The sequence below is a fragment of the Sphingobium sp. MP9-4 genome (assembly GCF_005281675.1).
Classification (GTDB): domain Bacteria; phylum Pseudomonadota; class Alphaproteobacteria; order Sphingomonadales; family Sphingomonadaceae; genus Sphingobium; species Sphingobium yanoikuyae.
Genome location: NZ_LUFI01000033.1, coordinates 1 through 25,346, shown reverse-complemented (window position 1 = coordinate 25,346; position 25,346 = coordinate 1). Strand labels below are relative to the sequence as shown.

The window sequence follows — 25,346 nt, the reverse complement described above, 5'->3', positions numbered from 1 at the left end:
AAGGCAATCATATCGAAGATGCATGCGGACTGCGGACACAGCTATTCCTGCCACATCCGTTATGACGAAAATCACAAACTAGAGGTAACTCCGAGCTGATATATATTTGGCCTGTCATTGCCATCGTGGATCCACGCATCAAAACTAATAATCCCATATAGTGAATATATATTTCATCTGGCGATAATTAAGTATCCGCATTAGTATGTTCTCCGATGAAGGGATGGGAGAGAAACATGCTGGTTCGGGGCGCAAGACTGATCGGATTACTGGCATTCGTGGCATCGCCGGTCTTCTCTGCTCCCCCTACCAATCAGCCAGCTCAGGATCCCTCCCCGGATGTCAAAGCAGCGTTAGGCCCCAAGCCGTTCATCTCCTATTTCAAGCCGATGCCTGCTGCGCGACTTTCAGCGTCAGTCTGGGGCGCGGCCGAAGTCGGCCGGCGAGATCCGCTAAACGGTCTCGAAGATGCGACCTTGGCCAAGTGGAACTATTGGGACGGGCAGATATTGCAGGGCTCGGACGGCAAATACAGGATGTTCGCAAGTCGTTGGGGCCAGGCGCTAGGCCATATGGCCTGGGGGCAATCGCTGGCTGTCTCGGCAATCAGCAATTCGCTCTACGGTCCCTATCGTGACACTGGGCTGATCTGGCCAAATGATGAAGGTGGCAAAGGGCATAATGTCATCGCCTTGAAGCTGCCGGACGGGCGTTACGCCGTCGTGGTGAGCGAAACGCGAAACGGTGACGTGTTCGTTTCCAAAAGCATCGATGGCCCCTGGCAGAAGCTCGGCAGCATCAGCGTGGACCAAAGTGCATTCACATCTGTGAAGACGCCTGGCGATCTGCCTAGTTCGGCCCCCAAGGCACCTTGGAAGGCATCCAATGTCAGCCTGATTGCCCGCCCTGACGGCCGGTTTGAAATTATCCAGCGATCTGGTCAGATCCTGATCAGCGACACAGGCATCCTCGGTCCTTACAAGGTCATGGGCGACAGCATTTACCGGGGTGTTGCCGGCATTCCCCAGACCGACATGCGCGCCTACGAAGATCCCGTGATCTGGTACAGCGGCGGATGGTATCATGTGATTGTCAATCACTGGCGCAGCCGCCGGGCCTACCATCTCATCTCGCGCGACGGCATTGCGGGCTGGCGCTTCCAGGGGATGGCCTACGAACCCAATGCGAAGTTCATTCGCTATGCCGACGGCACGAACAACACCTGGAACAAGCTGGAGCGCCCAGCCGTGGTCATCGAGGACGGCCATGTGATCGCAATGACCTTCGCGGTTATCGACACATCGAAGGAGAGCCAGACTGGTGACAACGGCCATGGCAGCAAGGTGATCGTGGTCCCCTTCGACGGAGCGTCAATGGACCACGATTTAATGGCCCTCCGGTAACCCCGGCCGCTGTAACCGACCCTTCTGAGACACTCAGAGATCAAATCTTGATCCCTAGGTGCGGAAGGTCCGCTATGGAGGCAGGTGTCGATCATCTCACTCCATTCCCCGCTGTCCAGATGGACGGGAGCTTTTTGTAGCGATGCAGACGTTTGCGTCTGCCACAGATTTCAACCAGCAGCGGATCAGGGTGCTCGCAAAGTCAGGAAGTCACTCTGCCAGCAGCATTAGTACTCGATCCGGGCAATAGGGTACGCGTCGGAAGAATCACGGAAATCCATGTTTCGTGCATCTGCTGATCGGTAGCTCACTCAGGCAAAAATGGACGACAGCTAGAGTAGGATGTCCTCACCGGGGCCCCGAGTTCGCATGGTCTTCTCAATGAGAGCAGGAATGAGCGGTAAAAGCTCGCGTGCCAGGAAGCCTACCTCGCCGATCGTCTCAGCAAGGATGTTGCCGGCCTTTCCATGGATCCAGGCGCCCCAGGCGGCAGCCTGCAATGCAGTCGCACCTCGAGAAGCAAGCCCCCCTATGAGCCCAGCCAGCACATCGCCGGAGCCTCCCGTACCAAGCCCGACGCAGCCCCCATCATAAACGAGACATTGCCCTTCAGCTGTGGCCAGATAGCTAATGTCGCCCTTGAGGAGGATGACCGTGTTCCATCGCGCTGCCATTTCGGCCGCTATTGCTGCTGGCCTCGCCTCGACCTCTTCGATTGGCAGGCCGCTCAGCGCCGCCATCTCTCCATGGTGAGGCGTAAAAATCACATCCTTGCTTATTCGCCACCGTGATGGGTCGAAGTCGCGCAGTGAAACCAGAGCCGCAGCGTCGAGAATGAGATTGCCGGGGAAATCGAGGCTATCGAGGAGGTTGGCGACAAATGCCCGCGCACCTTTGCCCGAGCTCATGCCTGGTCCCAGGACAAGCGTGTCGCAGGCCGTGATTCGATCCTTCAATATTGCCGCTGCCGCAGGAGCGATTTCTCCGTCTTCGTCGGCGGGCAGGGCGATCATGGCTGCCTCCGGGACGAGCACGCCCAGGGACAGGGCCGAAGATCGTACCGTCGCCATCTGCAGCTTTCCAGCGCCTGCGCGCAGCGCGGCTTCACCGGTAAGGCGAAGCGCACCGGGCACGAATTCGGCACCTCCAACCACCAGGACGCGGCCGCGACTGTTCTTGTCGGCGCCTTGTGCGATCGCCGGAAGCGGATGTCGCTTCAGCCAGGCCTCGTCGAGCTGTCGGCAACTCATCCGCGTGCACCAGCTATGACATCGGGCGCGCGGGTCACGGGCATGTCTTCCTGCTCGACCGGGGCCGTCACATTGTATCGACCAAGCAATAGCCCTCCATCCTTGCCCTTCTCCGCATCGAATGCATATTCGGTGATAGCGCAGTTGGCGACATCGCCTTCACGGTCGACTTCCAATATCTCGGCCTCGGTCATGCCTTCGATGATGTACCGCAAGCACAGCACCACCACCTGATGGGTGAAGATCATCACATGCCGGTCCGCGTGATGAAGCGCGATCGTATCCATGACGGAGCGCAGTCGCAGAATGACATCGCACCAGCTTTCGCCCCCTGGAGGGCGATGATAGAATTTGCCTAGCAGCCTGCGAAATTCTGCTTGCTGCGGTTCGATGCTGCTTATCCCCATGGATGTTAGCCCATCGAGGATGCCGAATTCCTTTTCCCGCAGCCTCTCGTCAAAGCAGATGGGCACATTGCCTGCGCAACCTCCGGCTTGACGGAACAGATCTGCGGTCTCGCACGCGCGTCGATAGGGAGATGCAAGGAGAACATCCGGACGCTCACGCGGTGCCTCGCCGGCATACCAACGTCCCAGCGCTCCGGCCTGGTCGCGGCCCAGGTCGCTCAGGGGCACGTCAGCGTCTCGCTCGGACAAGTCTATGCGATCGACATTGGCCTGCATGGCTGCATCCCGCGCGACGTTGCCTGCGCTCTGGCCATGCCGAACGACCGTCAGTTTCCTCGGCCAATGCATTTGCTTCACCGCCTTTCTCCTTTTCGGAGAAATGGATGGGTTGGCCAAATGATCCCCTTTGCGAGCGCGGGAATGAAGCCGATCAGGATATTTCTCTCCTGTGTCGAGTTCACCAGGATGAGAGGAACATATTAGCCGGGATTCACGCATGCGTGATGATGTCGAAGCGCTGACGCTCATGGCGGAGGAAATTTCGCTCCTCCGCGACCTTTCCACGCAGGGTAAAGGCGATCCAAGCTGGATTCTCGTCCGAGCCTGCGCAGATCATATGCGTGATATCATGGATCATTTTGCAGGCGATCAGGGGCATTTAAGCGGCGAGATGCCCTGGTGGCGCGCATTCCAGGAAAAGCCCTGACCCCCTTATACATCTGGAGCCGCAAATCAGGGATGCCTGGTTCGCGAGATCATGGATAAAATGTCTGAGCATGGGGTTGTAGCAAGATGCCGCTCGGCAGCCCCTCCAAATCCGTGAGGCCCAATGGCTCGCTCGCATCAGACCCACTTTGTGAAGATCCATTCCACGCAGTCCAGCGCCCTGAACAATGAACATGACAAGGCCTCACGGAGCGAGCTTGCCCGCAGGATTGCCCGGCTCGGCGAGGCAAGATTTGTCGATCATGACAGTTTGAGCGACCAGCAGCTTTCGGGGGGCGAGGCGGACACGCTCTTCATTCCGACAGGCACAATCGATCTCTCGACGGCAAGAAAACTGGGCATCCAGACTGAGAGCCAGATCTACGGTGGCGTCGTGCCGTTTCCCTTTGTCGGGAGCAAGGTCATCACGCATCCGGTCCTCGGGGACGACCCTGCAATTCCCGCCGGATGGCGCGCTGAACTGGGCTTGGCTCTTGCTCCTCACGTTCTTTCGGGCTGGTCGGCCTTCACTCTCGATGCGGTCCGCGCCGCCGCTCTTGATATGCTCGGACGCACGGCGATCCGCCTGAAGGAAGTCGAGGCCACTGCCGGACTAGGCCAGTTCGTCGCGACCTCGGTCAAGGAACTGGACGAAGCGATCGCCCAGCTCGACCAGGCTGCCATTTCGAGGCATGGCGTGGTGATCGAGGAGAATCTCGATGACGTTGTCACATACAGCGTCGGCACGACGCGCCTGTTTGGCGAGGTGATTTCCTATTGGGGCACGCAGCGGCTCACCACCAACAACAGTGGCGCGACTGTCTATGGTGGCTCCACCCTTCATGTCGTGAGGGGCGGTCTGGACCGGCTTGCGAGCCTGGGTCTGGCTGACGAACTGCAGCAGGGGATCGATAAAGCGATCGCCTATGACGCGATCGTCTCGCGGTTCTATCCGGATTTGCTGGCGTCTCGCCGCAATTACGATGTCGCCGCGGGCGTCAATTCCTACGGGGAACGTCGCATCGGCGTGCTCGAGCAGAGTTGGCGCGCCGGCGGCGCGAGCGGCGCGGAGATCGCGGCGTTCGAAGCCCTGGCGCGGGATGCCGGCCGCTCGGCTGTGACATGCATGACGATGGAGATTTATGGCGAGGTCGATGCCGCTCCGGACGGCAGCATTATCTATTATAGCGGTGTCGACCCCGTGGCAGGACCGATGACAAAATATGCGATGGAGCTGGAATGACAGGCAGTCAGCTATGCTTTGACGTCGAGGGCGAGAGCCTGGAGGCAACCTTGTTGTCGCCCGACAAGCTGGTCCCTGGCATTCTCTTCATCCATGGATGGGGCGGTTCGCGCGAACAGGACATGGTGAGAGCCGAAGAGATCGCCCAATTGGGCTGCATCTGCTTCACGTTCGACCTGCGAGGCCATGCCAGACATGCCGAAGAGCGCAATGTCGTGACCCGGTCGCACGGTCTTGCGGACGTGACGGCGGCCTATGATTTTCTCGTCAGGCAGGACCAGGTCGACCCCTCGGCGATTGCGGTCGTTGGCACCAGCTATGGTGGCTATCTCGCGGCATTGCTGACTGCGGCTCGCCCGGTCAACTGGTTGGCGCTTCGTGTTCCTGCGCTCTATCCTGACGAACATTGGGATGTGCCCAAGGCAAAGCTCGACCGCGATCTCATCAATGCCTATCGGGCACACTTTCGAACGGGCCGGGAAGACAAGGCTCTGGCCGCTTGCGAGCGCTTTGCCGGCGATGTTCTGATCGTTGAATCGGAACATGACGATTATGTGCCGCACGCCACCATCAGCTCCTACATGTCGGCGTTCCACAACAGCAATTCGCTGAGTTATCGTATTCTAAAAGGCGCTGATCATTCGCTGCGGGATGAAGGCGGCCGACGGGCCTACAACCAGTTGCTGCTCACCTGGATAGAGGAGATGGTCCGAGGCGGCCGCCGCCCGTCATCGTCGGACGCCCAGGCAGAGGCGCAACTGCCGTCGCAGGCGAGAAAGCTCGTACAAGGCTGATCCTGTCCAGGCGGACGCGTTCTTGTAGCGACGCTTCGCTGTGGGGTGGCTCGTTGTTTCTGCTCGTGCGTTGATGCCGTAACAATGGGAGTAGACAGTCATGTCCATGTCGCTTGAAGACCTGTCGCGCAAGATGAAGGAGATCGATTTCGCGATGCTTGCTACCCATACGGGTGGCGGCGCGATCGGATCGCGTCCGATGAGCAACAACCGCGAGGTCGATTATGACGGTAGCGCCTGGTTTTTCACGGAGGAAACCACGCTCATGGTGTCCGATATCAAGGCCGATCCCGCAGTAAATCTAAGCTATCAGGGTAAATCGGGCTTGTTGGGACAACGTCCCTTCTTTCTGGCGGTGGAAGGGACCGCCATGCTCATCCGCGACAAGGCCCAGTTCGAAGCGCATTGGACGAAAGGCCTGGAACGGTGGTGGCCGCAGGGCACGCAGACGCCTGGCCTTGTCCTGATCCAGGTGATCGGCGAGCGCGCGCATTATTGGGATGGCGAGGAGGAAGGCGAGCTATTGCTGGAGGACGCTCACTGATGGCGTCAGATGAGAAGCCCTCGCCGCGCCGGCTCGCAAAGGCCGGCGCATTCATTTGCGGCGTCATCATCGCCCTGTTCATCATCATATTCGTCGCGAGGAATGTCTGGCATGGCGAGGAACTTGAGCAGGATCAGGCCACCGGCAACAACGTCGCGACCGAGCATACTGGCCCATCCTATAATCAGCAGCCTTGAACGGCGCGGGTTTCAGCGGAGCCTGGAAGCTGGGCCATGTTCGGGAGCCTAGCCTCTGCGAGCCTGCAGCGACATGAGAGCCTGAATGATCGCAAGATGGGTCAGTCCTTGCGGCATGTTGCCGAGATAGCGCCCGGACGCAGGGTCGATCATTTCAGGATATACGCCAGCAGTGGGCGCCAGCCCTCCAATGGCTTCGGTAAATGCCCTGGACGCCGCTTCAGGCTGATCAAGCAGAATTTTGGCTTCGACCATCCAGAAGGTGCAGGCGAGGAAGCAGCCTTCTTCCTTGTCGGCTCCGGAATAGCGATAATGATAGGGTCCACAGCCGAGCTCCCGATCGATCGCCTCGACCGTTCGACGAAGGCGATCCCGTCCATCGAACCCAAAGCGCACAGCAAGGGCGAGGGACGCATCGAGGCGATCCGAGCCCGGATAGAAATTATAGGCGCCGAGGCTCTCGGACCAGTTTTCCGCGTCGCGCCGGGGGCGAGCGTTGTCGAGCCGGATTATGTTGATAACGACATTCCCTTGAACTGATTGCAGGGGAGAACGCACGAGAGGCGACCTGTTTTCCTGATCCAGATCAGAGCTTTGAAGAAGATTGCCATCCCGCTGAGCCCGGTGTGGAACTGGATGGCTCTGCGGCTCGTAGTTTGCCGTGTCGCCTAGAACGGCAAACTGGACTGTCGTCCTTCATCCCCATCAGCAAGGAGCGAACATGGCAGAGCGTCTCACCATGCAGGACCCGCGCGCACAATATCCCAAGCCCCCATTTCCAGAGCAGCCGCAGCCGGTTCCCGGCATCGCCGCGGACATGGATCCCAGGCCTGACCATGGCGAGCAAAGCTATACCGGCTCGGGCAAGCTCGAGGGCCGCAAGGCGCTGGTCACTGGCGGCGACAGCGGCATCGGCCGAGCTGCCGCTATCGCCTATGCGCGCGAGGGCGCCGATGTCGCCATCTCCTATCTTCCAAGCGAAAAGGAGGACGCAAAGGCGGTCATCGCCCTGATCGAGGCAGAGGGCCGCAAGGCGGTCGCGCTGCCTGGCGACATTACGGACGAGAACTGGTGCCGCAAGCTCGTCGATGAGGCCGTCAAGGGCCTTGGCGGACTCGACATTCTTGTCATCAATGCTGGCCGCCAGCAATATCGCGATGACGTGGAGGCAGTGAGCTCGGAAGATTTCGACCGCACGCTCAAGACCAATCTCTACGCCATGCACTGGATCACACAGGCTGCCGTTCCGCATCTTCCCGCCGGCGCATCGGTGATCACCACCGCCTCAGTCCAAGCCTATGAGCCCTCGGCCATATTGATCGATTATGCCACGACCAAGGCGGGCATTGTCGCCTATACCAAGGCGCTGGCCAAACAACTGATCGAAAAGGGCATCCGGGCAAATGTGGTTGCCCCCGGTCCATTCTGGACGGTCCTGCAATCCAGTGGCGGTCAGCCGCAGGACAAGGTCACCAAGTTCGGGGAGCAGAGCCAGTTCGGCCGCCCTGGTCAGCCGGTCGAGATCGCGCCCGTCTATGTGCTGCTAGCCTCGCAGGAGGGCAGCTATATCACCGGTGAAGTCTATGGCGTGACCGGCGGCGCAGGGATCGCTTGACGCAAGGATGGCCCCGCGTCACCGCGGGGCCACCGTCCCAACAGATATGGTTCTGACAGGATAACGCCGGGCCGCCACCTCAAGGAGGAGCGGCACGGCCAGAGGCCTTAGTCGCGCAGGCTATCGGGAACCACGCCGCCATTTTCAGCGAGTTTCGTCATCACCGCCCTGTGCAGCGCGATATTCTGCTCGGCGCTGCCATCAGCGCCCTCATGGACAGCCAGTTCGTCGGCCAGTTCCTTGCGCGACGCAAGGCTGGAATCAAGATCGAGCAGCTTCAGCAGATCGACGATCGAACTTTGATAATTTCCCCCGCCTCCCTTGGCGTCGGCCATGGCCGAGAGAACCGCGCCGACATCGACCTGCGGCAGCGAGGCTGCCTCAGGTGACGCGGTGGCCGCGGCGGGCGACGCAGGGGGCGTAGTGGCTGGCGGGGTCGGGCTGGCCGTCTGGACATTCGTGGCGGGTGCAGGAGCGCCATTGCTTGCCTTCTGGTCGTCATGACCAAAAATCTTATCCCTGATCTTGCTGAAGATGCCCATGTGCCTGTCCTCCGTTTGATGGTTCAATCATCACCAAACGGCGGGTGGCAAAGAAGGCTCCCATGGGAACGAGCTTGGACGCGGCGGGTTGACGTTCCGACAGAGGATGATCCGGGAGACGATCGATGAAGATGCAGTTCGCGACAGTGGCGATATCATTGGCAGCGCTGACACTTGGCGGATGCGGCAAGAAGGTCGATACGACGTCCAACAACGCCGCGGCAGCGCCGATGAACAGCGTCAACGCCATCGAACCGGCGCCCGTTGCGGAGAGCGCAGGCCAGATGTTCGCCAATGCGGCAGCGGCGAGCGATACATTCGAAATCGAAAGCTCGAGATTGGCGCAAGCCAACAGCCAGTCGGCGTCCGTCAAGAAATTCGCGGAGTCGATGATCAAGGCGCATACCGATTCAACGGCAAAGCTCGGCCGGGCTGCGAGCGCTGCGTCGCCAGCCATCGTGCCCAAGCCGCTCCTGTCCAGCGCGCAGCAACAGTCGCTCGACGCGCTCAAGGGCAAGAAAGGGGCCGACTTCGATGCCGCCTATATCGAAGCGCAGACCAGGGGACATCAGGAGACGCTCGACACCCTCAAAGCCTATTCGGCCAGTGGCGAGGTTCCCTCATTAAAGGAGTTCGCGACCAAGCTTGTTCCCATCGTGACCGCACATCTCAACATGGCGAAGGGCCTCAAGTCCTGAGCGAAGGTTCCTTTTTCAGAATCTCTGCGTGTACGGACGGGCCATGGCGGTGATCGCCAATGACCCGGCTCCCTGCCCCTTCGATCTTGCATGAGGCAGATCGAAGGGGCTTTTGGCCCTGCCAGCAAATGCCGCGTCTAGGATATCGCGCGTTCATCCTCATACCGGCCTGGACTGAAGGCACCCGACACGCAACGCTGCGACGCCTTCATATTCTCACATCAAGAGCGCCGGGCCAATCTCAGGCGGCCGCATCGCGGAGGACGCGAGATAACTCCTCTACCGAATAGGGCTTGTGGAGAAGCGGAAATCCGTGCCCGCTATCTTCGGCCAGGGCATGGCTATAACCGCTGGTGAGCACTATTGTCTTGTCGGGCCAGCGTGCACGGATTTTCTTGCCCAGTTCCACGCCATTCATGCCCGGCATGACGACATCCGAGAATATGATATCGACATCGTCGTGAGCCATTTCCAAAATGGCGATAGCCTCAAGCGCATTGGCTGCGCGCTGGGTTACAAAGCCCAGATCGCCAAGCAGTTGAGACGCGAATTCGCCGACCTTCTCATTATCCTCTACGATGAGAATGCTTGCCTCGGACGCATCGATCCGCGTTGCCGTAATGTCTGCTCCCTTCTCGTCCAATGCGGTGACACGGCGAAGATACAAGCTGAACATCGTGCCTTGACCAACTTTGCTGATCACATCGATTTCGCCACCCGATTGCTTGGTGAATCCATAGACCTGGGAAAGGCCGAGGCCCGTGCCCTTGCCCACTTCCTTGGTCGTGAAAAATGGCTCGAAGACACGCTCCAGCTGCTCTGGGGGGATCCCGGATCCAGCATCGATCACCGAGACTTTCACATAGTCGCCCTTGGCAGCGGCATGTCCCCGTCGCGCCGGAACACCATCGGCAGGCACGATCGAGATTTCGATGCGCCCTTCTCCATTCATCGCATCACGCGCATTCACCGCAAGATTTACAAGCGCGGTTTCGAACTGGCTTGCATCGACTTCGACGCAGCAGCCTTCCCCTTCAGACGTAACGATGAGATCGACACGCGCGCCCACCACGGTCCTCAGCATGTCGGCCACCGCTTCCACGCGGGCGACGGCGTTGAAAATCTCGGGCCGCAGAGCCTGCCGACGGGCGAAGGCGAGGAGCTGTCCTGTCAGCTTTGCTGCTCGGTCGGCGGTTTCTGAAATGGCGTCGATATATTTCTGCTGCCGGTCACGCGGCAGTTCGCGCCGACCAAGCAATTCCGCCGAAGAACGAATGATCGTCAGAAGATTATTGAAGTCATGGGCAACGCCGCCGGTCAGCTGGCCGATCGCTTCCATTTTCTGCATCTGACGGACCTGGTTTTCAGCCGCCAGCAATTCGCGCGAGCGCTCCTCGATCCTGACTTCCAGCGATTCATTCAGCCTACGCAGTTCCTCCTCCGCGATGGTGCGGTCCAACAAGTCCGCTGCCTGGCGAGCAAGAATATCGAGGAGGCGCAGGTCGCGCGCGGATGGTTCGTGCGGAGCCGCCCAATGGGTCGATAGCATGCCGAGCAACTTGCCATTGCGGGATAGCAAGGGGGTGGTTTGCGCGGCGCGGATACCGGCTCGGCGAAATGCCTCAAGATCCGGTGTATTGCTAATCTCATCCCACAGTTCATAATCCGGAATGACGGCTCGCTGTCCGAAGCGAAGGGCCATGGTGCAACTGCTATGCGCCGCAGGGCTTACCGATCGCCAAAATTCCAGGGCTTCCGGGGGAAGGTTGCAATGGGCCAAGAGCTGCAACTCGCCGCCATGGCCAGACGGATCTCCCAGGGGGCACAGCCGCTGCATCGTGCCAAATTGCGACCGGGTAATCGCAACTGCTGCTGCCACGATCTTGCTATATAGTTCACCCAGATCCTGCTCGCCGATAAGCTCGACGCTGATGCGATGAAGCAGCGCCACATCCGAGGTCTCTTCCTCTACATCGTCTGGAGAGGCCAGGGAGAATAAGGGTGCAACTTGGATGGGTGCCATGGGCGTTACCCGCTTTATGATGGACTGGTGCCAGACATAGCATTTGTCCTGCGGATGAACGACGGCTTTCGTCTTGATCGAGATCAGCGCCCTGTGCTTGTTCAGTCGCTCGAACTGCTTTTCGGGGTTCGAATCTTGACCGAAATCGGGTCGATACCCACCTCCGCGATAGCCTGCGAAAGCGCCTTGCCATCATAGGGCTTGGCGAGCAGCACCGTTTTTGGCGCGGACCGATCATAATCGAGTTGCGTGTCACCTGTTGCGAAGATGATGCCGATATGAGGCAACATCTGACGAGCTTTCGCCGCAAGATCGGGGCCTGTCATTCCCGGCAGGTTCGCATCGGTGATCAGCACATCGACATGGGTCGTCTGGAGCGCTGAAACAGCATCCTCAGCGCTTAGCGCCTCGATGACAGTCAGGCCGAGATCCTTTACCAGCTCGGCGGTGTTTGCCAGGATGATCGCATCATCTTCCACGATCAGCGCAAGCGCGTTGCGGCGGTCCGGCTTGTCGTCCGGCGCCGGGCGAGCGGACATCGTGCGGGCAAGGTTGCGCTGGCGCTGATTGGCCAGCACATGGCGGAACTTCCGTGCGAGCGCGTCGCGCGAATAGGGCTTTGAAAGCAATTCCACGCCTGCGTCGAGGCGACCGCCATGGACGATGGAATTTTCCGTATAGCCCGAGGTGAACAGCACGGCGATGTCCGGCTGCCGTTCGCGCGCCATGCGGGCGAGTTCCGCGCTCTTGAGCCGGCCCGGCATGACGACGTCCGTGAACAGCATGTCGATCTGAATGCCGCTCTCGATCACGCTGAGCGCGCTCGAAGCATCGACTGCTTTGAGGACGCCATAGCCAAGATCATTCAACATCTCGACGACCGTGGCGCGGACGGCGTCGTCATCCTCGACGACCAGAACTGTCTCGCTGCCGCCGCGGATCGGACCGCTGTCCAGTTCGACCTCGAGATCCTCATTTTCGACGGAACGAGGGAAATAGAGCTTTATGGTCGTGCCTTCGCCGACCTCCGAGTAGATTTTGACATGTCCGCCCGACTGTTTGACGAAGCCATAGACCATCGAGAGGCCAAGACCCGAGCCCTTGCCCTCGCTTTTGGTTGAGAAGAATGGATCGAACACTTTTTCGATAATTTCCGGCGGTATACCGCTGCCGGTATCGGTGACAGCCAGCATCACATATTGGCCGGGCGCGACCTCGCTATGGCTGCGGGCATATTCATCATCGAGGCTGGCATTGCCCAATTCTATCGTAAGTTTGCCCTGGCCTTCCATCGCATCGCGGGCGTTGATAGCAAGGTTGAGCAACGCATTTTCAACTTGCGCAGGATCGACGAATGTGTTCCACAGCCCGCCGCCCACGATCGTCTCGACTTCGATGCCCTCGCCGATCGCACGGCGGAGCATGTCATCCATGTCGCGCACGAAGCGCGTTACATTGACGACCTTGGGTTCAAGCGCCTGCCGCCGTCCAAAAGCCAGCAATTGGGCAGCGAGCTTGGCACCGCGGGTGACGCCAGCCATAGCATTGGCAACGCGGGTTTCGGCTTTTTCGTTGCCGGCAATGTCGCGCGCCAGCAGCTGAAGATTGCCCGAGACGACCTGAAGAAGGTTGTTGAAATCGTGGGCGACGCCGCCGGTCAGTTGGCCGATTGTCTCCATCTTCTGCGATTGCGCCAGGATCGCCTCGGCCTGGCGCCGCTCTGCCATCTCTTCGACCACACGGGTTTCGAGCGTCTCGTTGAGGTGGCGCAGCTGTTCCTCCGCCCGTTCACGATGCTGGACCTGTCGTTCAAGGGCCGCTTCGCGCCGGACGCGATCCTCTATATCGAACACCAGCACATGGAAGCCTGCAACAGCGCCGTCTGCCTCGATCCGGGGGATATAGCGTACTTCGGCCGCGCGGTCCTCGCCCGAACGATGTGGCATGGTGGTATCGGCCACCACCCATTCGCCCGCCATTGCCCGCTCGATCAGCGGCAGGCGGGCCACATATGTCTTTTCGCCAACGACGTCCCTGACATGGCGACCAATCACCTCCGAAGGAGGCTTGCCCACCCAATCCTCGTAGAAGCTGTTGGCGAAGCGATAGACATGGTCCGCATCGACATAGGAAATCAGGACCGGCAGAGAATCCGTGATGGTGCGCAGTTCGGCCTCGCTCTTGGCCAGCGCGCGCTGCGCTTCGACCTTTTCGGTATTCTCGATGACGGTGCACATCACCCCACCGACCTTGCCGTCCTCATCATAGATCGGCGTGTAGAAGAGATCGAAAATCACTTCTTCAGGCGTGCCGTAGCGATTGAGCACCATAGGCTGATCAAGGTGAGAAACGACCTCGCCACCAAAGCCGGACGCCAGAATCTGCCGATTAAAGTCCCAGATTTCCGGCCAGATTCCCGGAACGGTCCCACCCATCGCCCTGGGATGATAGTCGCCCGCAATGGCGACATAGCCGTCATTGTAGATCATGACGTGGTCCGGTCCCCACATGAGGACCTTTGGCACCGGCGAGTTCAGCACATTGTTGACCGTGGCGCGCAACTGCGCCGACCAGCGCGATGGATTGCCGAGCTGCGTCGACGCCCAGTCCACCCGGCGCATCAGGTCGATCGATTCTCCGCGGCCCTTTAGCCACCAGAATGGGTCGTCGGATGCAACCTCTTCCCGTTCTCGCAGGAGCTTGAGCGCAGTGCGGACCACTTCACTGGCATTGCCATACTCGCCAGCTTCAAGCCGGGCCTCGATGAAGCGATCAAGCTCGGCGGTGAGGGAGACATTCCGGGAAAGGCGATTGCGCATGGCAGCGGGGATGACGACAACACAGGACTGTGTCAACAAATGGCACATTGATCGAAATCAGGGGAATAGCCTCCCCTCCTGATGCCGCCGAGTCTGCCAAGAAGCCGATGAAGGCGTCTTCGTCATGGGGGCTAATGTGTCGGTGAGCGCCTAAATGGTGAAAGGCTGTTGATGGCTTGCTTGAGCTTGGAAATGCCAAAGCGCGCCGCCTGGCCCGGCTCAATGTGGGGCATCGCGGGTATCTCATCAGGATCGACGATGGCATGAAGGATGGCCGGCCCCTCTGCCCCTAGCCAGCGGTCGACCGCAGCCGGAAGCTCGGCAGGCTTTTCAACGCGAGATCCCTGAACGCCACACGCCTGCGCAAAGGCGGCGAAATCCATGTTCGGGAAAACGGAGCCAGGCGCTGGGGGCACGCCAGCCCCCTCCATTTCCAGATGGACAAGGCCCCAGCCGCTGTTGTCATAGACGACGATCTTGACTGGAAGCGCATGCTCTACCGCGGTCATGAACTCGCCGAGCAGCATGGTGAAACCGCCATCGCCCACATGCAATATCACCTGGCGTTGCAGGTCCAGCGCCTGCGCGCCATTGGCAATGCCAAGCCCTGTGCCGACCGCCGCATTGTTGAATGAGCCGGTAATTTGCTGACGACCCGACTGGCGTAACCAGTTCGACGCCCACAAGGTCACTTCTCCAGTATCTGTCACCCAGATGGCATTGTCGCTTGCCCGGTCGCTGATCGCCCGGGCGACGACCTGCGGATGAAGCTTGTCATGTGACCGGTCGAGAGCAGCCTTTTCATCGAGCATACTGTTCCAGGCTGCGCGGTCGGCGTTGACCTTATCCAAGAAATGCGTGTCGGACCGTTGCGGCAGGCGGTCTAGCAACAGGCGCAAAGCCGGCCTGACCGAACCTACCACGCCGAGCGTGATCGGCGTCCGCCGTCCAAGGGCAAAAGCGCGCTCGTCGATCTGGATGGTTTTTACGTCCTTGGGGAGAAATTCCGAATAGGGATAGTCGGTCCCCAGCATGAGTAGAAGATCCGCATCGGCAAGAGCATCGACACCGGGACGACCTCCGATGAGACCGACACCACCGATCCAGCGCGGGTCATCATAGGGGAGAATGTCCTTGCCACGATAGGTGTGGACAAGGGGAGCGTGGAGCCTGTCCGACAAGGCGCTGAGTTCGGTTGCGGCGCCATGGCAGCCATGGCCGCACAGGACGGCGACCTTGGTCGCCTCGCCGATTTGCGCAGCTATTCCTGCGACGTCCTCGGCTGCCGGCGCTACTTCGGGCCGCGGCCGCAGCGTGGCGATGCTCGGCACGGACGCGGTGACCTTCGCAGAAAAAATGTCCGGCGGAATCGAGATATGCGCGACGCCCCGATTGCCATAGGCCTGCGCTATAGCCTGGTGGATCACCGAGGCTGCCTGCTGGGGAGACGCAATGATCTCGCTATAAACCGCGACGTCGCCAAACAGCGCTACAGGAGCATCCTCCTGCAAATAATCCGTACCACGCTTGGCAGATGCGACGCCGCCGGAAATGGCGAGCACCGGCGCGTGATCCTTGCGCGCTTCATATAGCCCGGACACCAGATGATTGGCGCCGGGACCAGTCGTGCCGCAACATACCCCGAGCCTGCCAGTCAACTTCGCCTGGCCGGTAGCCGCCAGGGCGGCACCTTCCTCATGCCTGACACCAATCCACCGGACGACCTCCTGGCGGCGGATAGCGTCAGTAAAGGGATTAAGCGCGTCCCCTACGATGCCGAAGACCTGATGGGCGCCAATCTGGTCGAGGGTCTGCACCAAAAGTTCGGCAACGGTCATCGACATCATGGCTTCTCCTTGTGAGTGGTACCAAGGAGACGGCTTGTGCTTCAGGATGTTCCGCCATCGATCAACTGCGTTGTCATGCGATCTTGCCGATGATCGGAGGGGCATGGGCTATTTGCAGGTCGATCCCGGTCCTCATGCGTCAGACTGTGATTGTGATAATGCCTTTTGAGCGTGGGACCGGCAGCCGTCGACGTGCGTTGTGCGAGGATGGCCCAGCGTCCTTTCAAAGTCTTTCGAACCTCGGCCGGATTTGAGGATGCCTATGTCGCTGCTAAAAGCCAGAAGGCTGCGCTGGAGGCATGGGGAGCGAGGTCGAACCTGTTCGCCAGCGGCATGGCTGAGATAGTCACGGATCCGCAACTCACCAAGGCGGGGCTCGCACAGCCAGGCAAGGTCATCCGGGCGCCTCGCGGCACGCCAGCGCAGCACCTCGCGGCTGCGGGCGCCCCTCGGCCGCGCCGCGCCAAGTCGGGGCGAAAAGGGCAGGACGGGAACAGCGTGGCTCCCAGCCTGATGCGAGCGAAGCCCAAACCAAAGCCCAGTCGGAGTAGGCTCGACAATGCTACGCATGCTCTGGAAGAGCAAAGGCGACATTTCGCGGACGCTTTGTCGGAAATCGACCGTCGGATAGCTGACCTGCGACAAGAGCGGGAGACCCTCCGGTCAAAGCGGGATTTGGCTCTGGCTAAATTGGAAGAACGGCGAGATCGGGAAGACGAGGCTTACCGATCCGCTCTCGACAGATGGCGGGGTCAGGCCGAGCCATAATCGGCAAATAGCGTCGTGCCTGGTTCCACCGTCTCGATCGCGTGTTAAAGCGTCACGCATCATCATGGATAAGAACTGGCTTTCAGGAGGCCCGCAAGATGCGCGGCATTGCCCGCCACCATCTTCGCGGTCTTGGTGACCATCTTTGGCGTTTCGTCCAGATCCTTAAAGTCCGTCGATCCCATTGCTTCCCCCACCCAATAGCATGCGGCCACAGCCGGGATCGTCCATCCGACGTCGTTCAGGGCCTGAAACAGCTGAGCGGATGAAAAATGGGCGCCGTCTTCGTTGCCAACGATCGCAGCCACAGCGACCTTTCCATAGCTTGGCATGCGGCCCTGCTCGTCAGTTTCGGACAAGAAAGCATCCATCCGCTCCAGCACGCGCTTGGCGACGCTGCCAACTTGGCCCATCCAGATCGGACCACCGAAAATCAAAATGTCATGAGCCAGTATCTTCGATCGCAGGGCGGGCCATTCGTCACCTTCCCCCTCGTCAGATGTAACGCCCGGCTTGATGTCGAGCGCCGCAACACGGACTGTTTCGGTCACCTCGACCTGCACATCTGCAAAGGCCTTTTCGAGGACGGCAATCATTGCATCGGTTGAACTTTGCTCGTTCGCATGGGCCTTCAACGTACAGTTTATCGCCAGCGCCTTGAGAGACATGATCTTCTCCTGTTTGCAGATTATGGCTGTAAGTGCGTGGTCATTTTCGCCCTATCGGCTTCAGTTCATGCGGGGAGGTCTGCGTTCGACGGCTGATGGAGCGGGCAACCGTTGAGCCGTCCGCGCAACTCGGACGAAGCAGCATAAGCGACCTTACGTGCGCGCATCACCGCGCCCAGCGGACGATGCGCCTCGATCCCATGCCAAGGATTGAACGCTGTCTGATCGTCGAGCACCCGCGCTCTGTCCCAGGTCCAGCTCGGCTGTGGCGCAATGCTGATGACCGCGACCGCAACATAGGGATTGTCCTCTTCAGGCCAGGCAACCGACGCATCCTCGATCGGATTGGCAGCAAGATCACGGGCAAGCTGAACGCATATTTCCCATTCACCGCCTTGCGCCGCCAGTAGGGTGGCAATCTCTTCGCGCAGCGCATCGTCACGACCGGCGATGTCGATTTCCTGGCCTTCGAGCGCCTTGAAATTCTCTGAGAGCGGGACCACGCCAAGTTTGGCGATATAGTCGCCATAACGGATCGGCGCCTGGGTGAAGAAGCTCTCGCCAAGGGGGTGGGTGTGGCGATGGCCGCCAAGCTGTTCGAGCAAGGCGCTCTCGCCGCCCAGTGCTTCGACGCCCTTCTCGGCCGTTCGAAAGACGGCAGATACTGCCTTTTTGAGTCCTTCGACCTTGTCGGTGGTCTTGGCGAGCAGCTTCAGGTTCGCGAGGAACTTCTTTGGACCCGGGGTCGGAAAGGCAACACCATTGGCGAACAGGAAATCCTGCGTACTGTCGCCTTCGCTCCCTGCCAGCCGCTCGCCTTCGACGCCGACGAGCTTGATTGCAAAGCCACGGATCAATGAGACGCTGTCAGGCAATATGTCGCCAGCACCGGTGGATATTCTTACCAAAGCATCAAAGCTCTTCGGCTCGGTAAAAACGCCCTGCGCGTAGTGAGGCGGCAATCCTTCAAGCACGCGAACGCGCGCTTGAAGGAGGGCATGGCTCTTGGCATGGACGCCGCGAAACCCGTGGCCCAGATCACGATATGTGGTCTCGATGATCTGGCGGAAAGTGTCCGCCAGTTCGGCATTTACGTCCGCCTCATCCTGGTCAATGCGTTCGACGTCGGGCGTATAGGGGATTGGGTTGTTCATCGGGCCTCCGGCGATAGTTTGAAACATCTCAATCCGGGCGCGCGCTGTCGCGATCCTCGGCCGGATAGTCCTCGGGTGTTACTGTGCCGACATTGGGTCGGTCCTCGACGTCTTCGGATGGCTTCCCCTTAGGCCGATCATCGTCAGCCTCATGGTCTGGACGAGCATCGCCCAGGGGCCCTCGTGCTACCCTACCGGTATCTTTGCACATCCTGACCTCCTATTGCGCACTGCGGGGCTCAGCCATCTTACGATGCTGCTCAGCCAATATTGATTGTGGAACTAGACCCGCTGCTGCGACCTGCAGCTTGTTCGAGAAGCCCGAAACGATATGGTCCTTTCCGGCCAGGAGCGCGTCCCAGCCATCCTTTGCAACCTTGGCCGGATCGGCCTTGTTATCGTCGGCACCCACCGCAGTGTCGGCGCCCAGGCCAGCGCGGTCGAAAAATTCCGTGTCGGTCACGCCGGGCATCAGCGTCGTCAGCGTGACGCCTTTATGATCCTTCAGTTCATTGCGCAGCGCTTCGGTGAAATTGTCGATGAAAGCCTTGGTGCCGTTGTAGACCGCGTTGAAGCTGCCGGGAATGAAACCGGCGATCGAGCCGGTGACCAGAATCTTTCCCGAATCGCGCGCCACCATCTGGCCGAGCACCTTGTGAAGAAGGTAGATGGTGCCGGTGATGTTGGTGTCGATGACATGGCGCCAATCGGACAGTTGCTGGTCGAGAAACGCATGTCCAAGGCCATGCCCCGCATTGGCGCAGAGCAAGTCGACCTGTCGCCCGTCGGCGCGATCGAGCAACTGATCGACACCCTGGACGGTCGAAAGGTCCACCTCCAGCGTATCGACCGCAACGCCCAAGCTTGCGAGTCCAGCCCAGGCATCGGCAAAGGGCGTGTCGGCAACGACGAGGAGATCATAGCCATCTGCGGCCGCCAGTTTTGCCAATTCAGCGCCAATCCCGCTCGATGCGCCGGTGATGATTGCGAATTTGTCAGCCATGTCTTTTCTCCTCACGCAGCGACGCGATCAAGGCCGGGCTTCAGCACGATCTTGGTCACCTCATTCTGCTGGTCGTGGAACATCTTGTAGCCCTTGGGCGCATCCTCCAGCCCCATGCGGTGCGAGATGAGGAAGGTCGTATCGATCTTCCCTTCGACGATCGCGTTCAGAAGCGCGGGCATATAATGCTGGACGCTGGTCTGGCCGGTCTTGAGCGTCAGCCCCTTCTCCATGAAGGCGCCCAGTGGGAATTTATCGACAAAGCCGCCATAAACTGCCGGCATGGAGACGCGTCCACCTTTGCGGCAGGCATGGATTGCCTGTCGGATCGAATGGGTTCTGTCGGTGCCAAGGAACATCGACGCCTTGATCTGATCGACTACATTGTCAAGAAAGAAGCCGTGCGCTTCGAGGCCAACGGCGTCGATGACTGCGTCGGGACCGATGCCGCCAGTCATCTCCATCAGCGCCTCATAGGTCTTCGATTCTTCATAATTGATGGTTTCCGCGCCGAAGCGCTTCGCCAGCTCAAGGCGATGAGGAAAATGGTCGATCGCGACCACCCGCTGCGCGCCCATCAGGAAGGCGGACTGAACCGCAAAAAGGCCGACCGGTCCGCAGCCCCAGACCGCGACGGTGTCGCCCGGCTCGATATCTGCAAATTCGGCCGCCTGCCAGCCGGTGGGGAGAATATCCGAGAGGAAAAGGACCTGGTCATCCTCCAGCCCATCGGGAACGACGATCGGCCCGACGTCGGAAAAGGGCACGCGGACATATTCGGCCTGCCCCCCCGCATAGCCGCCGGTCAGATGGCTATAACCGAACAGGCCGGACATTGGCTGGCCATACATTTCCTGGCCAATATCCTGATTGTCGGCGGGATTGCCGTTATCGCATGCGGAATATTGATGCTTGCCGCAATGGTAGCAGTTCCCGCATGCGATGGTGAAAGGCACGACGACCCGCTGCCCCTTCTTCAACGTCGATTTTGCTCCGGTCTCGACCACCTCGCCCATGAACTCATGGCCAAGGATGTCGCCCGCTTTCATGGTCGGGATGTAGCCATCATAAAGGTGCAGGTCGGAACCGCAGATGGCGGTCGAGGTGATCTTGATGATGGCATCGCGCGGATTAAGGATTTCAGGGTCGTCGACGGTGTCGACGCGGACTTCATGCTTGCCGCGCCAGGTGAGCGCGCGCATCAGTTCTTCTCCTCGGCAAATTGCTGGGCGGTGCGGGCGGCAGTGGCGACCTCACCGGTTTCCATAAGCTGCTTGAAACGCCGCAGATCGCGTCGCGCCTGGATGGCCGGTTCACGCTGGAACATCTTGGCGACGATTTTGCCGATGAACCCGGCGGGCGGATCATAGGTGATGGTGGCCGTGACGATGGTGCCGCGTTCGCCTGCGTCGCGAAATTCGATCCGGCCGCTATTGGGGACGTCAGCGCCTTCGACAGAAGTCCAGGCGATCAGTTCACCGTCTATCTCTTCTGTGATCACGGCATCCCATTCGACGGTCTTTCCCGCCGGCGCCTTCACCACCCAGTGGGAGCGTTCAGCGGCCAGAATGTCCACGCGCTCCACATTATCCATGAAGCTGGGCAGCTGGCTGAAGTCGCGCCAATAGGCAAAAAGTTCGGTGCGAGGGCGGTTGATGGTCACGGACTTGCCGATGAGGCTTTCATGGCCCGCCCCCTCAACGGCGGTTGCGGCCTCTTTCTTCTGCTCGCTCGACTTTGCAGTGGCCGCAGGGGCATCGTCTGTCGCATGGCTCATGGGCATAGCTCCTTGGACATGGGAAAATAGGCTGCGCCAGCATGTATGGGCGCATCAAAGGCGATCCTCGGTCTCGCCATCCCTCAACGCGACGGTCTCGACAATAGCCCCATGACCGGCAGCATAAATCTTATTGATAGAGATCAGTTTTGGCACCGCGCTATGCGCTGGGCCGCGCCACAAATGGCCCCGCAAGCCTTTTCTGGTGTAAATATCCTGCCTTGGGCTGCTGGAACGGACAGTGGCGTGAGCCGTTCGCTCGGCCATCCCCACCAGTCGAGGAGTGTTCCATGAAGACCATAATATTCGTCCATGGCATGTTTCAAAATCCTGTCAGTTGGCAGAAATGGACCAGTTATTTTACCGAGAAGGGCTATGATTGCGTGGCCCCGGCCTGGCCGCTTCATGCGGGAAACCCAGTCGATCTGCGTGAGAGCCCGCCTGAAGGCCTGGGCGATCTCCACCTTCATGAGGTGATCGAAGCGATCGAGGCCCAAGTGCGGCGTTACGACCTGCCGATCATGATCGGTCATTCGGTCGGTGGGCTCATCACCCAGATCCTGCTCAGTCGCGGATTGCTGTCGAGCGGCGTTGCGATCAATTCGGTCGCGCCTAACGCGATGATCGATCTTGACTGGGGCTTCATCAAGAACGCCGCGATCATCGCAAACCCCCTGAAGGGCAATGCGCCTGTGCTTATGGATGAAAAAACCTTCCATCGCGCCTTCGCCAACACGCTCAGCGAAGCCGAGGCTGCAGCCGAGTTCGAGGCAACGGCTACGCATGACAGCCGCAATGTGCTGCGCGATTGCATGGGTGAGGATGGCAGAATCGATCTCGATGCACCCCACGCACCACTTCTTCTGATTGGTGGTGAAGAGGATCAGATCATCCCTGCGCACCTCACCGAGAAGAATTTCAAGGCGTACACGGATGCCGCGAGCCTGACCGAGTTTCTGCCCTTCGCCGGTCGCAGCCACTATATTTGCAATGAACCGGGCTGGCAGGATGTCGCGGAAGCCGCCTACCAATTTATCGAGCGCAACAGCGCCGCAACCAGCGTCGGCGCGATCATCTGATAGCCCCTGCCGGTCCGCAGGCAAGGCGCCGCGGGCCGGCGCAGGCGTGTCCATTCAACCCCGGACTGCTGCCCACGGAGTGTCACGTGGCATTCTTTACCGACGGACCGAAAGCCAGGAAGCCGTCAGCCACAGGATCATGAGGATTGGAAGATGGTCATGGTGCGGAACAACGGACTGACGCTCGTGCTGCTGTTGTTGTTTGGAGCGAGCATTGTCGGGCAATGGATCGCGGGCTGGCATGTTCAGGTCGAAGATGCGCACCGCCATGGCGAACAGGCGCTTTCGCTCAGCGCCTACAGCTTCAGCCCCGAATTTCTCTCCAGTGTCTTTGAAAATTGGGAGAGCGAGTTCCTTCAGATGTCAGCCTATGTGGTGCTGACAGCTTTCCTCATCCAGCGCGGTTCGGCCGAATCCAAGGACCCGGACGGCCCGCCGCGAGACGCAGACCTCGATCTCCAGGCGAGCAAGCCCGGTGCACCGAAAATCCTGCGATGGGGGCCAATCTGGCGCGCTCTCTATGCGCAATCGCTCGGCCTGGCTCTGGCCGCCCTTTTCGTCATCTCTTTCGTCATCCATTGGAGCCAAAGTGCCAGGGTGGCAGCGCAGGATGCAATAGCACATGGGGAACAGCCGCTGACAACGATAGCCTATCTCGGCGATCCTCAGCTTTGGTTTGAATCCTTCCAAAACTGGCAAAGCGAATTTCTCTCGACTGCAGTTCTGGTGCTTCTATCCATTTTTCTGCGCCAACGGGAATCGCCGGAATCCAAGGCTGTAGCAGCCCCTCATAACCAGACGGGCGAGTAAGCAGATGTGGATGGCTCCATACTCCCGGCCTACTTCCTTTTTGCGAGTCGTTAGCGAGGAACCATAGTTGGTGCCGACAGCTTCATTGGCCATCACCCCATAGGAGAATTAGGATGGCCGAGCCGCAATTCACCGATGCGATCGCCCTGTTGAAGGCCGACCATCGCAAGGTCGAGGATCTGTTCGAGAAGTTCGAGGGCGCGAAATCCGCAGACCGCAAGCAGGCGCTGGCGCACGAGATTTGCGTCGAGCTCAAAATCCACACGCTCATCGAGGAAGAAATCTTCTACCCCGCTTTCCGCGGGTTGATCGAGGATGACACGCTCGACGAAGCCTATGTCGAACATGATGGTGCCAAGGTGCTGATCAATGACATTGAGGCCGGATCGCCTGATGACGCTTTCTACGACGCGAAGGTGAAGGTGCTGTCAGAGGAGATCAAGCATCATGTTCACGAGGAGGAGATGCCGTCGGAGGGCATGTTCGCTCAATGCCGGAAGACGGACGTCGATCTTGTGGCACTCCGTGACATGATGTCCACACGCAAGGAAGAATTGCTTGCCCAGGCGAAGACAGACGGGCTGCCCGCCGCAAAGCCTACGGCTGTGAATCTGCTCGCAGCCTGATCAGCCGGCAATACGGAATGGGTCGGCGCCTGAAAATGGCGGCGGCTCATTTCTTGCGACCATTATCCGACGCGATCCTCTACAGCGGCGCGATCGATTCGGATGGCAAGTTCTCTAGCTCAAAAAGAGCCGTAGGGCTGTGCGCGATCCTGTACCGATTATCTATCGGTCCGAGAATTCTGCTATCGGATAACCGATCCAAAATCGCGCGCACTAGCCGACGCCATTTCCTGCCATTGCCGCGACGAGAAACCGACAGCAAGGTGCGAATGGCGAGACGCGACGCTTTCTCCGCAACCACGCGTTCCTTCACGTTGGGCGTATCCGGATGACAGCCCTCAGTGCAGCATATTTCGCAGCGTGCGCACGAGTTCGGTGGAAAGCGCAGGCTTGAGGATCAGGGGCGCGGCAGGATGCCTGCGCATCATCGCGAAGTCCTGTGCACCTGAACAGAAAACATAGGGAATGTCGTACAAATCAAGATCATCTGCCAAAAGGCCGACGTCGCCGTCCCGCAACCGGATGTCCAGAACAGCGGCGGACGGCATATCGTCAGCGACGGCAGCGATACCGTCGACAAGCGTTTGATAAGGCCCGTCTACCACATAGTCGGCGCCCTCCAATATGTCGGCGATAACGGTGGCAACAGCAGGGTCGTCCTCGACCAGCAGGATGCGGTTGTTCATCACTCATTCCAATCCGAAATGGCCGCGATAACGGTCAAAGCAACGTTCGCCGCATCGCAAGCGGATCAGCGCTCCTTCCGCCATAGCAGTTGCGCGACGGGGATCCTCCGCCACCAGCGGGCGGATCGCCTCATCATTCCAGTCACGGCTGTGCTTAATGTCGAGCACAGCATGCAGATCGAAATAACGTCGTTCAGATCCGGACAGACCGATCCGCCTCAATCCTCTGGCGGTGTGCGCCGAGCGATCTGGCGCGGTGAGCTCGATCACGCCCAGGGCGCCCACGCTGTGCCAGGCAAAATAGCGCGAGGTCGCCATGGCCGTCATGGCATTGGCGAGCGCCAAACTTTCCCAGACAGTGTTCTCGATACGCGCGTCGAGCTCGAGGATATCGACCAGTTGGCCCAGCATCGGCCCATGCATACCCTTCGCATTCCCGCGCCACATCTCGTCCCAGTAATTGCGTGCCAGTTCGAGCTTCGCGCGCGCCGGCAGCTTTACTTGGGTCATCGCAACCAGGTCGTCGAAACCCGCTTCGCCAGCGGCTTCCTGCGATAGAAACCAGCGCATCTTGATCTGCCCCCACCGAGTGGACCGATTGGTTTGTTAGTGCATTAAGCTCATCGCCGCCATATCCGGACGGAGGTGGAGCGAAGCGGAACCGGAGGCCGGATATGGCGGTGTCGCC

Annotated in this window: 24 protein-coding genes and 2 pseudogenes; 11 read left to right on the top strand and 15 right to left on the bottom strand. The window is 59.6% G+C overall.

Going from position 1 to position 25,346, the window contains the following annotated elements:
• Positions 1–236 precede the first annotated feature (236 nt).
• On the top strand, positions 237–1,403 hold the full coding sequence (locus A0U87_RS10990) for a glycoside hydrolase family protein (RefSeq protein ID WP_137405539.1): 1,167 nt from the start codon (positions 237–239) through the stop codon (positions 1,401–1,403).
• Positions 1,404–1,735: 332 nt separating this feature from the next.
• Here A0U87_RS10990 and A0U87_RS10985 read toward each other — a convergent pair whose 3' ends face one another.
• Together A0U87_RS10985 and A0U87_RS10980 are read right to left on the bottom strand one after the other, a co-directional pair.
• Positions 1,736–2,653, bottom strand: coding sequence for an NAD(P)H-hydrate dehydratase (locus A0U87_RS10985; RefSeq protein WP_137405538.1), 918 nt, complete (start codon positions 2,651–2,653; stop codon positions 1,736–1,738).
• Positions 2,650–3,408, bottom strand: a complete 759-nt coding sequence (locus A0U87_RS10980) for a histidine phosphatase family protein (RefSeq protein ID WP_137405564.1) — start codon at positions 3,406–3,408, stop codon at positions 2,650–2,652. Before A0U87_RS10980 ends, A0U87_RS10985 begins: the two co-directional genes overlap by 4 nt.
• Before the next feature lie 148 nt (positions 3,409–3,556).
• Between A0U87_RS10980 and A0U87_RS10975 the strand changes: the two genes are divergently transcribed.
• The 5 genes from A0U87_RS10975 to A0U87_RS10955 all read left to right on the top strand — a co-directional run bounded on the left by A0U87_RS10975 (position 3,557) and on the right by A0U87_RS10955 (position 6,543).
• Positions 3,557–3,766, top strand: a complete 210-nt coding sequence (locus A0U87_RS10975) for a hypothetical protein (protein WP_137405537.1) — start codon at positions 3,557–3,559, stop codon at positions 3,764–3,766.
• Between the two features lie 123 nt (positions 3,767–3,889).
• On the top strand, positions 3,890–5,008 hold the full coding sequence (locus A0U87_RS10970; RefSeq protein ID WP_137405536.1) for a DUF3182 family protein: 1,119 nt from the start codon (positions 3,890–3,892) through the stop codon (positions 5,006–5,008).
• A 50-nt stretch (positions 5,009–5,058) separates the two neighbouring features.
• Positions 5,059–5,802, top strand: a complete 744-nt coding sequence (locus A0U87_RS10965; RefSeq protein ID WP_237235119.1) for an alpha/beta fold hydrolase — start codon at positions 5,059–5,061, stop codon at positions 5,800–5,802.
• 100 nt (positions 5,803–5,902) lie between these two features.
• Positions 5,903–6,346, top strand: a complete 444-nt coding sequence (locus A0U87_RS10960) for a pyridoxamine 5'-phosphate oxidase family protein (RefSeq protein WP_137405534.1) — start codon at positions 5,903–5,905, stop codon at positions 6,344–6,346.
• On the top strand, positions 6,346–6,543 hold the full coding sequence (locus A0U87_RS10955) for a hypothetical protein (protein WP_137405533.1): 198 nt from the start codon (positions 6,346–6,348) through the stop codon (positions 6,541–6,543). Before A0U87_RS10960 ends, A0U87_RS10955 begins: the two co-directional genes overlap by 1 nt.
• Positions 6,544–6,591: 48 nt before the next feature.
• On the opposite strand, the gene A0U87_RS10950 is transcribed toward A0U87_RS10955, so the two are convergent.
• Positions 6,592–7,101, bottom strand: coding sequence for a hypothetical protein (locus A0U87_RS10950; RefSeq protein ID WP_206366596.1), 510 nt, complete (start codon positions 7,099–7,101; stop codon positions 6,592–6,594).
• A gap of 163 nt (positions 7,102–7,264) precedes the next feature.
• Between A0U87_RS10950 and A0U87_RS10945 the strand changes: the two genes are divergently transcribed.
• Positions 7,265–8,158, top strand: coding sequence for an SDR family oxidoreductase (locus A0U87_RS10945; protein WP_137405532.1), 894 nt, complete (start codon positions 7,265–7,267; stop codon positions 8,156–8,158).
• 107 nt (positions 8,159–8,265) lie between these two features.
• Here the strand turns inward: A0U87_RS10945 and A0U87_RS10940 are convergent, their stop codons facing one another.
• Positions 8,266–8,700 (bottom strand): DUF3597 domain-containing protein, encoded by a 435-nt coding sequence (locus A0U87_RS10940; RefSeq protein ID WP_137405531.1) that lies wholly within the window; start codon positions 8,698–8,700, stop codon positions 8,266–8,268.
• Between the two features lie 125 nt (positions 8,701–8,825).
• Between A0U87_RS10940 and A0U87_RS10935 the strand changes: the two genes are divergently transcribed.
• Complete coding sequence (locus A0U87_RS10935; protein WP_137405530.1) at positions 8,826–9,398, top strand: DUF4142 domain-containing protein; 573 nt, start codon at positions 8,826–8,828, stop codon at positions 9,396–9,398.
• A 241-nt stretch (positions 9,399–9,639) separates the two neighbouring features.
• On the opposite strand, the gene A0U87_RS10930 is transcribed toward A0U87_RS10935, so the two are convergent.
• The 8 genes from A0U87_RS10930 to A0U87_RS10890 form a co-directional block, all read right to left on the bottom strand.
• Positions 9,640–11,421: an ATP-binding protein gene (locus tag A0U87_RS10930; protein WP_137405529.1), complete on the bottom strand. Its 1,782-nt coding sequence runs from the start codon at positions 11,419–11,421 to the stop codon at positions 9,640–9,642.
• A gap of 101 nt (positions 11,422–11,522) precedes the next feature.
• The gene (locus A0U87_RS10925) at positions 11,523–14,240 is read right to left on the bottom strand and encodes a type II toxin-antitoxin system ParD family antitoxin (protein ID WP_137405528.1); all 2,718 of its coding nucleotides are present in this window, start codon (positions 14,238–14,240) and stop codon (positions 11,523–11,525) included.
• A 131-nt stretch (positions 14,241–14,371) separates the two neighbouring features.
• The gene (locus tag A0U87_RS10920; protein WP_240700547.1) at positions 14,372–16,087 is read right to left on the bottom strand and encodes a thiamine pyrophosphate-binding protein; all 1,716 of its coding nucleotides are present in this window, start codon (positions 16,085–16,087) and stop codon (positions 14,372–14,374) included.
• Positions 16,088–16,917: 830 nt separating this feature from the next.
• Positions 16,918–17,523, bottom strand: coding sequence for an NAD(P)H-dependent oxidoreductase (locus A0U87_RS10915; RefSeq protein ID WP_137405527.1), 606 nt, complete (start codon positions 17,521–17,523; stop codon positions 16,918–16,920).
• Positions 17,524–17,588: 65 nt separating this feature from the next.
• Positions 17,589–18,704 (bottom strand): catalase family protein, encoded by a 1,116-nt coding sequence (locus A0U87_RS10910; protein WP_240700546.1) that lies wholly within the window; start codon positions 18,702–18,704, stop codon positions 17,589–17,591.
• A gap of 193 nt (positions 18,705–18,897) precedes the next feature.
• Positions 18,898–19,680, bottom strand: a complete 783-nt coding sequence (locus A0U87_RS10900; protein WP_137405525.1) for an SDR family NAD(P)-dependent oxidoreductase — start codon at positions 19,678–19,680, stop codon at positions 18,898–18,900.
• 11 nt (positions 19,681–19,691) lie between these two features.
• Positions 19,692–20,882, bottom strand: a complete 1,191-nt coding sequence (locus A0U87_RS10895) for a zinc-dependent alcohol dehydrogenase (RefSeq protein WP_137405524.1) — start codon at positions 20,880–20,882, stop codon at positions 19,692–19,694.
• The gene (locus tag A0U87_RS10890; RefSeq protein ID WP_137405523.1) at positions 20,882–21,457 is read right to left on the bottom strand and encodes an SRPBCC family protein; all 576 of its coding nucleotides are present in this window, start codon (positions 21,455–21,457) and stop codon (positions 20,882–20,884) included. Before A0U87_RS10890 ends, A0U87_RS10895 begins: the two co-directional genes overlap by 1 nt.
• Before the next feature lie 149 nt (positions 21,458–21,606).
• Here A0U87_RS10890 and A0U87_RS10885 point away from each other — a divergent pair, with 149 nt between their 5' ends.
• The 3 genes from A0U87_RS10885 to A0U87_RS10875 all read left to right on the top strand — a co-directional run bounded on the left by A0U87_RS10885 (position 21,607) and on the right by A0U87_RS10875 (position 23,972).
• Complete coding sequence (locus A0U87_RS10885) at positions 21,607–22,536, top strand: alpha/beta hydrolase family protein (protein ID WP_240700545.1); 930 nt, start codon at positions 21,607–21,609, stop codon at positions 22,534–22,536.
• A gap of 153 nt (positions 22,537–22,689) precedes the next feature.
• A complete protein-coding gene (locus tag A0U87_RS10880) occupies positions 22,690–23,346 on the top strand; it encodes a DUF6766 family protein (RefSeq protein ID WP_137405522.1) in 657 nt (218 codons plus the stop codon).
• Between the two features lie 113 nt (positions 23,347–23,459).
• A complete protein-coding gene (locus A0U87_RS10875) occupies positions 23,460–23,972 on the top strand; it encodes a hemerythrin domain-containing protein (RefSeq protein WP_137405521.1) in 513 nt (170 codons plus the stop codon).
• Positions 23,973–24,310: 338 nt separating this feature from the next.
• Here the strand turns inward: A0U87_RS10875 and A0U87_RS10870 are convergent, their stop codons facing one another.
• The 3 genes and pseudogenes from A0U87_RS10870 to A0U87_RS10860 form a co-directional block, all read right to left on the bottom strand.
• On the bottom strand, positions 24,311–24,658 hold the full coding sequence (locus tag A0U87_RS10870) for a response regulator transcription factor (RefSeq protein ID WP_137405520.1): 348 nt from the start codon (positions 24,656–24,658) through the stop codon (positions 24,311–24,313).
• A gap of 3 nt (positions 24,659–24,661) precedes the next feature.
• A pseudogene (locus tag A0U87_RS10865) lies at positions 24,662–25,231 on the bottom strand (iron-containing redox enzyme family protein); the annotation flags it as partial.
• 33 nt (positions 25,232–25,264) lie between these two features.
• A pseudogene (locus A0U87_RS10860) lies at positions 25,265–25,346 on the bottom strand (integrase catalytic subunit); the annotation flags it as partial.

Coding starts and splice junctions, on each gene's coding strand:
- A0U87_RS10945 (WP_137405532.1), top strand. CDS start 7,265: ATGGCAGAGCGTCTCACCATGCAGGACCCGCGCGCACAATATCCCAAG.
- A0U87_RS10985 (WP_137405538.1), bottom strand. CDS start 2,653: ATGAGTTGCCGACAGCTCGACGAGGCCTGGCTGAAGCGACATCCGCTT.
- A0U87_RS10975 (WP_137405537.1), top strand. CDS start 3,557: ATGCGTGATGATGTCGAAGCGCTGACGCTCATGGCGGAGGAAATTTCG.
- A0U87_RS10935 (WP_137405530.1), top strand. CDS start 8,826: ATGAAGATGCAGTTCGCGACAGTGGCGATATCATTGGCAGCGCTGACA.
- A0U87_RS10875 (WP_137405521.1), top strand. CDS start 23,460: ATGGCCGAGCCGCAATTCACCGATGCGATCGCCCTGTTGAAGGCCGAC.
- A0U87_RS10970 (WP_137405536.1), top strand. CDS start 3,890: ATGGCTCGCTCGCATCAGACCCACTTTGTGAAGATCCATTCCACGCAG.
- A0U87_RS10900 (WP_137405525.1), bottom strand. CDS start 19,680: ATGGCTGACAAATTCGCAATCATCACCGGCGCATCGAGCGGGATTGGC.
- A0U87_RS10890 (WP_137405523.1), bottom strand. CDS start 21,457: ATGAGCCATGCGACAGACGATGCCCCTGCGGCCACTGCAAAGTCGAGC.
- A0U87_RS10870 (WP_137405520.1), bottom strand. CDS start 24,658: ATGAACAACCGCATCCTGCTGGTCGAGGACGACCCTGCTGTTGCCACC.
- A0U87_RS10910 (WP_240700546.1), bottom strand. CDS start 18,704: ATGTTTCAAACTATCGCCGGAGGCCCGATGAACAACCCAATCCCCTAT.
- A0U87_RS10920 (WP_240700547.1), bottom strand. CDS start 16,087: ATGATGTCGATGACCGTTGCCGAACTTTTGGTGCAGACCCTCGACCAG.
- A0U87_RS10925 (WP_137405528.1), bottom strand. CDS start 14,240: ATGCGCAATCGCCTTTCCCGGAATGTCTCCCTCACCGCCGAGCTTGAT.
- A0U87_RS10940 (WP_137405531.1), bottom strand. CDS start 8,700: ATGGGCATCTTCAGCAAGATCAGGGATAAGATTTTTGGTCATGACGAC.
- A0U87_RS10895 (WP_137405524.1), bottom strand. CDS start 20,882: ATGCGCGCGCTCACCTGGCGCGGCAAGCATGAAGTCCGCGTCGACACC.
- A0U87_RS10955 (WP_137405533.1), top strand. CDS start 6,346: ATGGCGTCAGATGAGAAGCCCTCGCCGCGCCGGCTCGCAAAGGCCGGC.
- A0U87_RS10930 (WP_137405529.1), bottom strand. CDS start 11,421: ATGGCACCCATCCAAGTTGCACCCTTATTCTCCCTGGCCTCTCCAGAC.
- A0U87_RS10990 (WP_137405539.1), top strand. CDS start 237: ATGCTGGTTCGGGGCGCAAGACTGATCGGATTACTGGCATTCGTGGCA.
- A0U87_RS10960 (WP_137405534.1), top strand. CDS start 5,903: ATGTCCATGTCGCTTGAAGACCTGTCGCGCAAGATGAAGGAGATCGAT.
- A0U87_RS10980 (WP_137405564.1), bottom strand. CDS start 3,408: ATGCATTGGCCGAGGAAACTGACGGTCGTTCGGCATGGCCAGAGCGCA.
- A0U87_RS10915 (WP_137405527.1), bottom strand. CDS start 17,523: ATGTCTCTCAAGGCGCTGGCGATAAACTGTACGTTGAAGGCCCATGCG.
- A0U87_RS10880 (WP_137405522.1), top strand. CDS start 22,690: ATGGTCATGGTGCGGAACAACGGACTGACGCTCGTGCTGCTGTTGTTG.